The sequence below is a fragment of the Xenorhabdus mauleonii genome (assembly GCF_900113945.1).
In the GTDB taxonomy this organism is placed as follows: Bacteria; Pseudomonadota; Gammaproteobacteria; order Enterobacterales; family Enterobacteriaceae; genus Xenorhabdus; species Xenorhabdus mauleonii.
Window position 1 is genome coordinate 15,796 of the sequence record NZ_FORG01000002.1, and the last position, 14,047, is coordinate 29,842.

Consider the following 14,047-nt stretch of genomic DNA (forward strand, 5'->3'; position numbering starts at 1 on the left):
TTAATTTTGCCAAAAAGCCGATAACCTGCGTAGTTACTTGATGTTACTTTCATAAAGCTATCGGCAAAACAGGAAAAATAAAATCTTAAAATAATGTCTAGTTGTTGTTTTATTAATCCCTTAATCGTCACTTTTAACAGATTGAGTATAGAGCATATAGTTCACATCCACATTGTGCCCAAGCCGAAACTTATCCGTCAGTGGGTTGTAATGTAACCCAATAATATGTTTATCTTTTAAGGGAGTTTTATCAACCCAGCTAATCAGCTCCGATGGGCGAATAAATTTTTTCGCATCATGTGTGCCTTTTGGCACCATATTAAAAATATATTCGGCGCCAATAACAGCCATTAACCAAGCTTTTCGATTACGGTTAATCGTTGAAAAGAAAACATGCCCGCCCGGCTTGACCAATTTGGCACAAGCGCGAACCACTGATTCCGGATCCGGCACATGTTCAAGCATTTCCATGCATGTCACGACATCATAAGCATGTTGATGCTGTTCAGCATGATTTTCTACCGTTTCCTGGACATAAGAAATGGAGATACCGGATTCCAAAGCATGCAGGCGGGCAACTTGCAGAGGTTCAAACCCCATATCCAGCCCTGTCACTTCAGCACCTTCACGTGCCATGCTTTCTGACAGAATGCCGCCGCCGCATCCGACATCCAGCACTTTTTTGCCAAAAAGGCCATCAGCATATTGCAAAATATAATTTAAACGCAGTGGATTAATGCGGTGCAGTGGTTTGAATTCACCTTCAAGATCCCACCAACGGGAGGCAACGGCTTCAAATTTCTCAATTTCCTGTTGATCCACGTTGGCATGGGACAGAGTATGTTGTTCGGGAGTTTTGACGTTCATCAGCAATATCGCTCCTAGAAACTGCTTCACAGAAAACTGGTGCACAGAAAACTGGTTCACAGAAAACGTAACAGTATTATGGGGATGTGTGATAGAAAACTATTATACATGCCTTAATCGTGAAATACCCGCATCAGGTTTTTATAAAACTGTCAATTTGTGGTATAATTCTAAGCCTTTGAATTCGGAGTATGAGGGACAGTGGCTCCATGAGCGACATTGCCAGAGAAATCACACCGGTCAATATCGAAGAAGAGCTGAAAAGCTCGTATCTGGATTATGCGATGTCCGTTATTGTTGGACGCGCACTGCCAGATGTTCGGGATGGACTGAAGCCAGTACACCGCCGCGTGCTTTTTGCGATGAATGTATTGGGAAATGATTGGAATAAACCCTATAAGAAATCTGCCCGCGTTGTTGGGGATGTTATCGGTAAATACCATCCACATGGTGACAGCGCTGTTTATGACACGATTGTTCGTCTGGCACAGCCATTTTCCATGCGTTACATGCTGGTTGACGGTCAGGGGAACTTTGGGTCAGTAGATGGCGATTCTGCGGCTGCGATGCGTTACACCGAAGTACGCATGTCAAAAATTGCCCATGAATTGCTGGCAGACTTAGAAAAAGAAACTGTTGACTTTGTGCCCAACTATGACGGCACAGAGCAAATTCCCGAGGTTATGCCAACCCGTATTCCCAATCTGCTGGTGAATGGTTCATCAGGGATTGCGGTGGGTATGGCAACCAACATTCCTCCCCACAATTTATCTGAGGTGATTGACGGCTGTCTGGCTTATATTGATGATGAAAACATCAGTATTGAAGGCTTGATGGAATATATCCCTGGCCCTGATTTTCCTACGGCTGCCATCATCAACGGGCGTCGCGGCATTCAGGAAGCCTATCGTACTGGCCGCGGTAAAATTTATATTCGCGCCCGCGCAGAAGTTGAAGCTGACGAGAAAAATGGTCGTGAAACCATTATCGTCAGTGAAATTCCCTACCAGGTCAACAAAGCCAGATTGATCGAAAAGATAGCTGAACTGGTTAAAGACAAGCGCATTGAGGGAATCAGCGCGCTGCGGGATGAGTCTGATAAAGACGGAATGCGCATTGTTATCGAAGTAAAACGCGATGCTGTCGGTGAGGTTGTCCTGAATAACCTATATTCACTGACTCAGCTACAGGTTTCATTCGGTATCAATATGGTTGCCCTGCATCAGGGACAACCAAAATTGCTCAACCTGAAAGATATTCTTTCTGCGTTTGTCTGCCATCGTCGCGAAGTCGTTACACGCCGGACGATCTTTGAACTGCGTAAAGCTCGCGAACGTGCTCATATCCTTGAAGCTTTGGCTGTTGCGCTGGCAAATATCGATCCTGTGATCGAACTGATTCGTCGCGCGTCTACTCCTGCTGAAGCCAAAGCCGGCCTGATTTCCCAACCGTGGGAGCTGGGCAATGTTGCTGCCATGCTGGAACAAGCGGGTGACAATGCAGCCCGCCCTGAATGGCTGGAGCCAGAATATGGTATCCGTGATGGTAAATATTACCTGACGGAACAACAGGCACAGGCTATTTTGGATCTGCGTTTGCAAAAACTGACAGGTCTGGAGCATGAAAAACTGCTCGACGAATATCGTGAGCTGCTGAAAGTCATTGCTGAGTTGCTGTTCATTCTGGAAAGCCCTGAACGTTTGATGGAAGTCATTCGTGAAGAGTTGCAGGCCATTAAAGAACAATACAATGACGCACGTCGGACTGAACTGACTGAGAATTCCGCAGACATCAATATTGAAGATCTGATCAATCAGGAAGACGTAGTGGTGACTCTATCCCATCAGGGATATGTCAAATATCAGCCACTGTCCGACTACGAAGCCCAGCGTCGTGGCGGCAAAGGTAAATCAGCCGCACGCACCAAAGAAGAAGACTTCATTGAACGCCTGCTGGTGGCCAATACCCACGATACCATCCTGTGCTTCTCAAATAAGGGCAAGATGTATTGGATGAAAGTCTACCAATTGCCGGAAGCAAGCCGTGGTGCCCGTGGTCGTCCAATTGTCAATTTGTTGCCATTGGATCAAAACGAACGCATTACCGCTATTCTACCTGTACGTGAATATGAAGATGGCTTGAATATCTTCATGGCAACGGCAAGTGGTATCGTTAAGAAAACCAAGCTCAGCGAGTTCAGCCGTCCACGCAGTGCCGGTATCATCGCAGTCAATCTGAATGACGGGGATGAACTGATTGGTGTTGATCTGACTGATGGCAGCAATGAAGTTATGCTGTTCTCTGCACAGGGTAAAGTCGTCCGCTTCCTTGAAGAAGAGGAAGAGACACTGGAAGATGGTACTGTGCGTGTGAAAGGTGTTCGCGCGATGGGACGTACCGCAACAGGTGTCCGTGGTATCAAACTCAGTGAAGGCGATAAAGTCGTTTCTCTTATCATTCCTCGTGGCGAAGGTGAAATCCTGACTGTCACCGAAAATGGTTATGGTAAACGTACTGCCGAGAATGAATACCCGACAAAATCCCGTGCAACCCAAGGTGTTATTTCCATTAAAGTCAGCGAACGTAACGGTAACGTTATCGGTGCAATACAAGTGGAAACAACTGATCAGATCATGATGATTACTGATGCAGGAACTTTGGTCAGAACGCGTGTTTCTGAGGTCAGCATCGTTGGCCGTAATACACAGGGTGTGACTCTTATCCGAACCGCAGATGACGAAAAAGTCGTTGGCTTGCAGCGTGTAGCTGAACCTGAGGATGAAGATGAGGAGGCTGCTGTTTCTGACGGTGAAGGACATGACGGTGAAGGACATAGCGAATCCGAAGACCAAGTGTAATCTTTATTCCTTAGTCTAATTCTGCTGTTGTATAGTCATCAAAAAGCAGGCACTCCAATGCCTGCTTTTTTGTGAAATATTTTGGCCAGGAATAGACAAGAATCAAATGCTACTTTGTATTCCCAGCTACACTAGTATATGCTGTGAATAGTTATTATTAATTTTGCTCTTCGTCAGGCGATCTCTTGAGATATCTATCTTCTTTTCAGACGTCATTAAAAATATCCCGTTATCTTTTTCGGGTGCTTGGTTTTATGGTATGGGCACTCGGTGCCTTATTAACAAGTTTTTATGTGATCGATATTTTTAATAAGGTCAAAGCGGATATTGCGTATGAATATAATGCTAACTACGATGTAGCATTCAGTTTTATGCGGGGTCTTACCGCTACTTTGCGTGATTTCCAATATATGGCCGAGGATCAATTATCAATAAGGAATGATAAAAGCCAAATAGTTACCCCACCATACGATTACAGCGTTTTCTCATATACATCCCTGAACTCGAATTCTGATTGTAATACCTTACGAAAAACAGAACATAATAAAATAGATGCATTGAATCGCGCGATTTCATTTTGGTCGCATAATATCGCTGCTTTGCGTGGAGTAAACCAAATATTTTTTATTGCTACACCTAGCATGTGCATGGTGAACTTTTCATCCCGCAATAACATAATAGCCAGTGATGCACTAAAAAAAATGCTTTACGATAATACTCTTAAGCTAGCTAGGTCACAAAATAACACAAGGGACAACTCTATCTTTTGGATTATTCCCAATTCAAGGATAGATGACGGGAACCTTTATGTTATTGCACCGATTTACGCTAATGGAAAATTGGCGGGACTTATTGGTTTCGAAAAGAGTATCAGGCTGGAACTCTTTCTCCAATTGAGAGAAAAACCCGTAATCATAACGATGCTAAATAGCTCGGGCCAAATTGATTTACAGCATCCAGTACAAACAAATAGCCAGTTACCACCAATAAAATTCAAATTACGATCATCAATAATGGGCTATGATGATAATTTCACTTACTACATGATGACACGGAAGCTAGCGCCTTCCACATTATACGTTTCCTATGCGTTGCCCACGACATATATTTATGACGCAGTAAAAGTTGAAACGATTAATGCCATTATCTTGAATGTTATTTCTGCAATATTGATTACCTTTTTCGTTTGGCTGCTTGAGCGAAGAATATTCGCTCCAGCAGAAAATAACGCCATGCGCCTTGAAGAGCACGAACAATTCAATCATAAAATTGTTGCGTCTGCTCCTGTAGGAATAAGTATATTAAGAGTGAGTGACGGTGCAAATATCCTAAGTAATGAACTGGCTCATAACTATATCCAAATGCTGACGTATGAAGATCAAAAACGTATCGTGGATATTATTTGCGATAAGAACAGTAGCTATATTGATGTTGTTACCAGCAACAATAATCACTTGCAAATTAGTTTTGTACATTCACGCTATCTTAATGAAGAAGTGGCAATCTGCGTATTGATCGATGTCAGCACTCGCGTGAAAATGGAAAAATCACTGCAAGAGATGGCGTCAGCAGCAGAACAAGCCAACCAAGCAAAATCAATGTTTCTTGCAACTGTCAGCCATGAATTAAGAACCCCATTATATGGGATCATTGGTAATCTGGAGCTGGTACAATCGCATTCATTGCCGCTAGAATCTTCTCGATTGCTGGCAACAATGAGCAACTCATCCTCATTATTGCTAAAAATTATCAGCGATATCCTCGATTTCTCTAAAATAGAATCCAATCAATTGAAAATCGAACCCAAGGATTTCAGTTACAAGGAAATCATATCGCATGTAATTTCAAATTATCTTCCTTTGATTGCTAAAAAAGGATTGGGATTATACTGCTATATTGAACCCGGCCTGCCGGATATCATTCGCAATGATCCGCTCAGATTACAGCAAATCATCTCTAACCTGCTTAACAACGCAATAAAATTCACCGCTTCTGGCTGTATTATTATTGAAATTAACTCAAAACATGGTTACCTGTATATCAGCATCAAAGATACAGGGTTGGGAATTGAAGATAAGTTGCAGTTCCAACTATTCGAACCCTTCTTCCAAATAACGTCTAATAAAGAAAACTCTTCGCAAGGTACTGGATTGGGCTTGGCTATTTGTGAAAAGCTCATCAATTTGATGGATGGAGATATCGAGTTCGTTTCACAAAAATATATTGGCAGTATTTTTTCTATTCGGCTACCTCTGTATGGCGTGAAGTTTAATGCCAGAAAAATACCGGAAAAACGAGACCAGAAAAAGATCTTGCTGGCTATCCGTAATGATTTTATGGAGGAATATTTACAGAATTTGCTCTCAAAACATCATTTTCAAGTTGTCCTCTTTGATGGGTATAATATAGACAGTTCAGAAATACTCATTAGCGACCAACCGAATGAGCAAAATATTACTGCCCATTATTACATCGAGATATCAGAAAAACATATTGGTCCACCGAAACAAATTCATGAAAATTATTGGCTGCATAATACATATGAGCTAAATAAATTAGATGAAATGCTGGACAATCTACTGGCAGAGCAAAATAGTATCATTTCTAATCCAGTAATATCGCTTCCTCTACTTTCAGCAAAAACGATTAAAACTGATAGCAATTTGAATAAAGTTAAAGTATTGGTTGTTGACGATCATCCCATCAATCGACATTTGTTGGTCGACCAATTGAACTCAATAGGATTTAATACATCTATGGTTAATGATGGCGTAGAGGCCATTGAATATTTGAAAAATAATCCAGTAGATATTGTTCTGACCGATGTCAATATGCCAAATATGGATGGATATGAGCTCACTGAATATTTAAGAAATGGCGGCTATATTAAACCAATTATTGGAATTACCGCTAACGCATTGGCAGATGAAAGACAACGTTGTGCTAATGTCGGAATGGATAATTGCCTATCAAAACCTGTTTCACTCGCAACGTTAAAAGATGTACTAATAAAATACGTCAATACTGAATATAATAAATATTGATTTTTTAAATAACAAAAAATCGGTAACTTCTGCTACCGATCCTCTGTTAAGGAAGATAACCCATTACCTATTTACCAAAATCTTTGTCAATGGTGACAGATGATAAATAATTCAACAACGCAATATCGTTATCAACCCCCAGTTTCAACATCGCTGATTTTTTCTGACTACTGATAGTCTTAATACTGCGATTAAGTTTCTTGGCAATATCAGTGACCAAAAAACCCTCAGCAAATAAACGCAGAACTTCACTCTCTTTTGGAGATAAACGCTTATCCCCATAACCATTAGCATTTACTTTTTCCAACAATTTAGACACGCTTTCAGGCGTGAATTGCTTGCCTTTTTGTAAGGCAGAAAGTGCTTTCGGTAAATCAGTTGGCGCTCCCTGCTTTAACACTATTCCTTCAATATCAAGCTCAAGTATAGCGCTTAAAATTGCTGGATTATTGTTCATCGTGAGAACAATAACGGCTAATGTTGGGTAATGACGTTTAATATATTTTATTAAGGTGATACCGTCGCCATATTTATCCCCAGGCATCGATAAATCTGTTATGAGAACATCTGCTTCTATATGTGGCAAACTATTAATGAGCGTAGTTGAATTTTCAAATTCACCAACGACATTAATCCACTCAATTTGTTCAAGTGATTTGCGAATGCCAAACAAGACTATGGGATGGTCATCAGCAATAATGACATTAAGGTTATTCATATTATTGGTTACCTTGCTGCAACAGCTTTGTGACAAAGGAATCAATGAGGCTGATGCTATTTTTGATTTCTACTTCATTATTGTCTGCTATGTGTTTTTCCAACGCCTCACATGATGACCTAAGAAATTTAAGCTCTAACATAGCGAACACCCCTTTAAGGCGGTGTACCGTTTGCGAAAGCGATACCAAATCATATTGTTCTATATCAGTATACAGTTTAGTGATATCCATAGGCACTGTCTCTATAAATAATTCCCTATAGTCACTATTAGCCAATTGAATTTGACAATTCTTGATAATATTCCAAATGTTACTATCACCAGACGCAAATAAATCAATGTTTTCTACCGCATTCGTATTATCAGAGAGATCGTATGTTAGCTGAGTGAACTCAGGCGTTTCTCTGGATTCATCCAAACTGAAATTTTCTTCAATCAAAAGCGATATAGCATTGATAACAGAATCAACAAAATTGTAATTACATTTAATCAGGCCGGGTTTTACTCTCTCGAATCCAGCTAGACTACCTACTAATAATATAGTTGATTTTTTCTCTTTGTATCGTTTGTCCGTCAGAATAATATCGCACTCTTCCGTGACATTTTCTTTGCCTTTAACGAAATATGTTGCACCATAATCATCAAGATATGTATGTATTATTTTACTAATTTCAGGATTATTGATATCAATTAAAGCGGTAACTCCCTCCAGAAGCCGAGGTGTTTCACTGTTTTCCTCATCATGTTGTACCAATGGTAGGTTGATCACATAATGCGTACCCAAGCTCAGTTTACTTTTAATCTCAAGGCTTCCATCCATTCTTTTGCATAACTGATTACATAAATAAAACGTCATGCCAGAATTAGTAGAATACTTATCTTCTGCAGATTGGTTCAAAAACGGATAATTCAAACTCATCAAATCCTTTTCGCTTAAACCAGAGCCACTATCCACCAGCTCAATCTGAATATGGTTGTCATATTTACCAGAGCTATTAACAGTCAATGATATTTTACCATAGCTGGTTGTCGTCATTGCATAATTAAATAACAGCGTGACAATTTTACTTAATGCATAGCCATCTCCAATGAATAAAGATTCATGGGGAATATTAAAATGATAATAAACCCGTAATCCCTTCGCATTTAAGGTTGCCAATGAAGCCTTTAAAATATTCTCCAACCGTGAGGATAGAGAGAATACCTCATTTACAGGCTGCCAGTCACCTAATTCTAGCCCATTAAGTAACGAAATATTATCAACCCATTCTGTAATATATTCAGATTTAGCCAATAATTTATCCAATAACTTAAGTTCGTTTTCATCTTGCGATAACTGTTTTAGTTGGACGGCAATGTCATTCATTCCCTTAATTGGGATTTTTATTTCATTGTTAATATTCGAAAGCATTGAGCGTCTGGCTTGAATGCTTTTGTCATATTCTCGATGAGCAAGTTGCAATCTCTTATTTATCATGACTTCCTGATCTTTGTCTTGCAACAAGAATAAGTATGTTTCAGGCAATAAGTCATTATTATACATTTTCACTTCATAAATCGCCTCATCAATAGATGTTTGAATGACACCATGATGTTGTTGCGCGACTGTCTTTACTTTATTCAAATCCAGATGTGGTATCAGCTTCTCTGCAATTTTATTATATATAACCATCTGATTTGATTCAAAATCATAGACCAGCAATCCAACAGGAATATTGGCGATAATATCCTTATTCAGGGCATTTTTAATTTTTAGTTCATGGCCCATGGAAGCATTTGGTGCAATATATCGCCGACGAATATAAAATATACCGCTTAATGAGAATAAAAAGAAAAGCAATATTGAAAGCAGAAGCCAGACATTTCTGAACAATAAATCCGCAATCAGTGTTTTCAGTGGAACTTGATAAACCAATTTATACGGCATCATCTTAAGAGGTTGCGAGAACTCTAGCCAAAAACCGTTCAATGAAACATCTACATTATTGGAGTTATCAAAATCATGCAGATTAGTCGCTTGCAGACGGAAGTTTGCAGGTGACATATCAACCGGCAAAAGATTATTGATAGGTAGATCAAAAGCAATAACGGTGGTTAATTGACCTACTGTATTAAACGCCGCCTTGTAAGTATAAAAATAAAGGTTCTCACTACGCAGTACATTGATAGGGGAAATACTTTCTTTTTCCTCCAGTGTAATAGATTGATCCAACATCTCAGAACGCCTTATATCCGGAGTCCTGGTCAGGTAGCTCTCCTTGAGCTTTATTTCTGGTTTTAAAACTGAATGATTAGTTACCAGAAGTAAATTGTTGTCTTTCCCATTGAGATAATACATGGACAAGTATTCATTGCGTGATCCCCAGAGAATTCCCAGATAGTTAGAAAGCTGCTGGGCAAGTTGAACGCTCGAATCGTTGAACTGCCCGAAAATAATTGCATCAACACTTTGATTACGATTTTCTAGCCAATAGGCATCAGGACGAAGTTTTATCAATGATGCACTATTTTGAGAAGAGACTGGCAAAGTATTCGATTGCTCAAAGATGTGATTTGCGTGATAGCGATAATCTCCAATCTGCAATCTCATCTTTGCGGTTACACTACTGATAGCATATTTTTTCTCCATCAGCCAAATATCAAAATAGTTATACCCGAATAAAAATAGAGACGTAAAAAGCAAAGTAACAAATAACGTGTAAAAACGAGGGATCGCGGATGGCTTGATAGGTGGTTGCTTAGACATTCTTTAGATCATTGCCTGTAATGTGAATATATTATGGTCAATATGACATCAACCCATAAATAAATAAGCAGATGGATTGCGCTTAATACTAGCAGGTTAGCGGATGAAAAGGCCATTGCAGATCGAAGATTGAGCAAACAGTAAAAAAATCGCGATTTTTTATCTTTGGGGGGTAGACACATCAGAACGATATAGGCATAATCTCGCGCCATGGAAGGATGGCCGAGCGGTCGAAGGCAGCGGTCTTGAAAACCGCCGATGGGAAACCATCCTAGAGTTCGAATCTCTATCCTTCCGCCAAATTTCGCCGGCTTAGCTCAGTTGGTAGAGCAACTGACTTGTAATCAGTAGGTCACCAGTTCGACTCCGGTAGCCGGCACCATACAAAAACCCGTTATCTCAGTGAGATAGCGGGTTTTTACTTTATGCTATTTCATTGAAAATTCTGCTTTATTTCGTTGAAACAAAGTCAATTGAAGCCCTGCTGGCGCCTCAAGCCGACTATTAATGGAATGAAAAGGTGTCTGTCGTGGCAGGCCGAGCACCTCAGCACCAGCGCTCTGTAATGATGAAGTCGCCTCCATTACATCGGTGACTTCAAATCCACCCCGAAACCCGTCTGCCCACTTCAATTCTATCAATAAAATCTGCCGTAGAAGGTTCAACCAACTCAAGCGTAGCACGCCCTGCTTCCAATATTGCGACCTTGCCATTATCCGGCGGCACTGAGTCGATCTCAGTCAGCCCTAAAGTATCACGATAAAATGCCAAGGCTCTGTCAAAATCTTCTGTAGCCACGACGAGTCGCAATTCTTTTACAACTTGCTTTGTCATAAATTCCCCACCCCATATACTGAGTTATTTTCATCACTGGATTTAGAAAAATAGACGATATCGCCATTATTTTGTGGTGCTCAAATTCAATGTCTTCAGCAAAAGATGAGAATAATTCAGCATGAAACGACGATTGCCGCCATTAGGTTCATTGAGAGTTTTCGATACCGTAGCACGATTGAAAAGCTTCAAATTAGCTGCAGAAGAAATTGGTGTTTCTCCTACAGCAATAAGCCATCAAATTAAATTATTAGAAAACCAATTAATGGTGCGTGTTTTTGAGCGTTCACCACGTCACGTGAAGTTAACCACAGAAGGAAACATTTTATATTCCGCGACAACCCAAGCTTTTTCATTACTTAAAACAGCCATAGCAAAAATTGACTCACAGCATACTCCCGTTCCTTTAACGTTAACGGCTACCACTGCTTTTATCAGTTTCTGGTTAGTGCCACATCTTACACTTTTGCGTGAGCAACTTCCTGATATCGACCTTCTGTTTCATGCAAATGATAATGTGGTTGATATTGAATCGGCTGGTGTTGATTTAGCTATCCGCTATGGTTTTCCTTCAGAAGAAGAAACAAATTCACACCCCATTTTTAAAGATGATTTTGTCCTTGCAGCCAGCCCTTCTTTACGCATAAATAAATTAGAAGACTTATTGCAAACGACATTAATTCATACCGATGGCCGACGTATTCCTGACCCTTCTCCGGATTGGAATATCTGGCGTTCTCAGTTTGGCCCAAAAGAATTAGCTGTTTCGCATGGTTTACATTTCACAGATGAAGTTCACTCAATACAGTCTGCGATTGCTGGTCAAGGTGTCGTCATTGCCAGCCGGCTTATGATCCGGCAAGCCATTAAAGATGGCTTATTGGTCTGCCCCTTTCCTTATCAATTACGTGGTGCCACTTACTACATTGTCGAAAATCCAAGCAGTCAACATACCAATGCCATTAAATATTTTCGTCAATGGATTGAGACACAGATAAATAAATAGCCAAGAAAATAGTAAAGCAGTGTTTACACCTAATGTATCATTGATTTGACAGCCATAAATCAATCATTTAACCTGCCAGTCTTATAACTATTTTTCAACATAACCAGAAACGAGGAAAGCGTGAAAAATCGCACTATTGGCAGTATTTTTATTGTCGCCGGAACGACGATTGGTGCGGGGATGCTGGCTATGCCACTGGCATCAGCGGGAGTGGGTTTTGGCACTACATTCGCTATGCTAATCGCCCTATGGGCATTAATGAGTTATACAGCACTCCTGCTTGTAGAAGTTTATCAACATAATAAATTTAATACCGGATTGGGGACTATAGCAAAACGCTATCTCGGATTTGGTGGTCAGGTGTTGACGGGCTTCAGTATGCTTTTCCTTATGTATGCCCTGACAACCGCTTATATCAGTGGCGCAGGAGAATTGCTGGCAGCAAGCCTTTCTTCTTGGCTCGAAAAACCCATCTCTGTCACTACCGGGATTATTACTTTCACGGTTATTGCTGGCGGCGTTGTCTGTATCGGCACCCAGTCCGTTGATTTAATTAATCGCCTGCTGTTTACAGCCAAAATAGTTTTTCTGGTTATCGTACTCGGCGTAATGATGCCGCATATTGATAAAATTAATTTGATATCCATGCCCATAGAACAAGGGTTGGTATTATCGGCCATTCCCGTGATTTTTACGTCATTTGGGTTTCACGGCAGTGTACCAAGTATTGTTGCTTATATGGGTGGTGATACCAATAAGCTGCGTAAGATCTTTATCATCGGCAGTGCCATTCCCCTGTTCGCTTATATTCTGTGGCAACTCGTCACCCTCGGCGCCATTTCCTCAAATACGTTTGTTGGTATTCTTGCGCACCAGTCTGGCTTGAATGGTTTGTTACAAGCGGTCAGGGAAGTTGTTGCCTCTCCAAAAGTAGAGCTTGCCGTTCACTTGTTTGCCGACCTTGCATTGGCAACGTCTTTCTTGGGTGTTTCTCTGGGGCTATTTGATTACCTGGCCGATTTACTGAAGCGCCGCAATCATGCGAAAGGCCGTTTGCAAACCGGGTTAACTACTTTTGTTCCGCCTTTATTGTGTGCGTTGTACTACCCTAACTTTGTTATGGCACTGACATATGCCGCTGTTGCGCTTTCCATTTTGGCGCTGGTATTACCTTGCCTATTGGTTTGGCGCAGCCGTGAAGAAAACAAGGGAGGCTATCGCGTCAAAGGGGGCAAGCCAGCCTTGATCTTTGTCTTCCTATGTGGAATTGCAGTCATCGCCATTCAAGTTAGCATTGTGACAGGCATTCTGCCTCAGGTAGGATAAGTTCCCAATGCAAGGTTATCCGCATTAATATTGATGCGGATAACCTTAACATCTATGACTTGCTATAAATTAAAACGATTTCTAGAAACTAAAGCCCGCCCCGACGTAAAAACCGTCAGAAACTTTATTGTTACGATGACCGTTCTTCCCTTTTATATCAATGACTCGATAACCTGCATTAACCGTCAGTGGCTTAAAGAGGACATAGCGCAATCCCCCTGTTGCTTCCGTATAAGAATCCACGCCTGACGTTAATCTTTCTGGTGCGCCGTAAGCCTCACCATACAGGGATAAAGATGGGAGGACCTCCCAACTGAGTCCGACACCTCCCGCCAATGCCGCGCCATTTTCTCCATCCTTTGGCGACAGATAAAGCGCCTTGCCACCGACACTAGCCGTAAATGGGCCAACAGGCAGAGCAAAAAGCGCTCCTAAGCTGCCAAGCTGACCATTATGATCACTGCGAGTCCAGTTGCCATTGAAAGACAAGCCCGCATTTTTGTTACCAATTCCCACAGATGTACTTGTATTATGTTTTCCTGTCTGTATATCCATAGAAATAGCATTTGCCGCACCAGCTACAAAGAACAAGCTGAGCGCGCCGACAGTAATCAAATTTTTCATATTCATCTCTCTTTTTAATGATTG

General features: G+C 40.9%; 9 protein-coding genes and 2 tRNA genes. 6 read left to right on the top strand and 5 right to left on the bottom strand.

Features of this window, described 5'->3' with window-relative positions; translation table 11 throughout:
* Nucleotides 1-120 precede the first annotated feature (120 nt).
* Complete coding sequence (gene ubiG, locus BM100_RS01770; protein ID WP_092507368.1) at nt 121-867, bottom strand: bifunctional 2-polyprenyl-6-hydroxyphenol methylase/3-demethylubiquinol 3-O-methyltransferase UbiG; 747 nt, start codon at nt 865-867, stop codon at nt 121-123.
* A 209-nt stretch (nt 868-1,076) separates the two neighbouring features.
* Between ubiG and gyrA the strand changes: the two genes are divergently transcribed.
* Nucleotides 1,077-3,725 (top strand): DNA topoisomerase (ATP-hydrolyzing) subunit A, encoded by a 2,649-nt coding sequence (gyrA, locus tag BM100_RS01775; protein ID WP_092507370.1) that lies wholly within the window; start codon nt 1,077-1,079, stop codon nt 3,723-3,725.
* 185 nt (nt 3,726-3,910) lie between these two features.
* Entirely contained in the window at nt 3,911-6,769 is a 2,859-nt protein-coding gene (rcsC, locus tag BM100_RS01780) for a two-component system sensor histidine kinase RcsC (protein ID WP_092507372.1), read from the top strand.
* Nucleotides 6,770-6,836: 67 nt separating this feature from the next.
* Here the strand turns inward: rcsC and rcsB are convergent, their stop codons facing one another.
* Together rcsB and rcsD are read right to left on the bottom strand one after the other, a co-directional pair.
* Entirely contained in the window at nt 6,837-7,487 is a 651-nt protein-coding gene (gene rcsB, locus BM100_RS01785; RefSeq protein WP_092507374.1) for a response regulator transcription factor RcsB, read from the bottom strand.
* 1 nt (nt 7,488) lies between these two features.
* Entirely contained in the window at nt 7,489-10,233 is a 2,745-nt protein-coding gene (gene rcsD / locus BM100_RS01790; protein ID WP_092507376.1) for a phosphotransferase RcsD, read from the bottom strand.
* Nucleotides 10,234-10,445: 212 nt separating this feature from the next.
* Between rcsD and BM100_RS01795 the strand changes: the two genes are divergently transcribed.
* Nucleotides 10,446-10,533: transfer RNA gene (locus BM100_RS01795), tRNA-Ser, on the top strand.
* A gap of 6 nt (nt 10,534-10,539) precedes the next feature.
* Nucleotides 10,540-10,615, top strand: a tRNA-Thr gene (locus BM100_RS01800).
* 215 nt (nt 10,616-10,830) lie between these two features.
* Here the strand turns inward: BM100_RS01800 and BM100_RS23490 are convergent.
* Nucleotides 10,831-11,067 carry a VOC family protein gene (locus BM100_RS23490; protein ID WP_244590540.1) on the bottom strand — a complete coding sequence of 79 codons (237 nt, stop codon included), beginning with the start codon at nt 11,065-11,067 and terminating at the stop codon, nt 10,831-10,833.
* Between the two features lie 121 nt (nt 11,068-11,188).
* Here BM100_RS23490 and BM100_RS01810 point away from each other — a divergent pair, with 121 nt between their 5' ends.
* Both BM100_RS01810 and tyrP read left to right on the top strand, forming a co-directional pair.
* Nucleotides 11,189-12,073 (top strand): LysR substrate-binding domain-containing protein, encoded by an 885-nt coding sequence (locus BM100_RS01810; RefSeq protein WP_092507378.1) that lies wholly within the window; start codon nt 11,189-11,191, stop codon nt 12,071-12,073.
* A 120-nt stretch (nt 12,074-12,193) separates the two neighbouring features.
* A complete protein-coding gene (gene tyrP, locus BM100_RS01815) occupies nt 12,194-13,399 on the top strand; it encodes a tyrosine transporter TyrP (RefSeq protein WP_092507381.1) in 1,206 nt (401 codons plus the stop codon).
* Nucleotides 13,400-13,480: 81 nt separating this feature from the next.
* Here the strand turns inward: tyrP and BM100_RS01820 are convergent, their stop codons facing one another.
* On the bottom strand, nt 13,481-14,023 hold the full coding sequence (locus BM100_RS01820; RefSeq protein WP_092507384.1) for a YfaZ family outer membrane protein: 543 nt from the start codon (nt 14,021-14,023) through the stop codon (nt 13,481-13,483).
* Between the last annotated feature and the right edge of the window lie 24 nt (nt 14,024-14,047).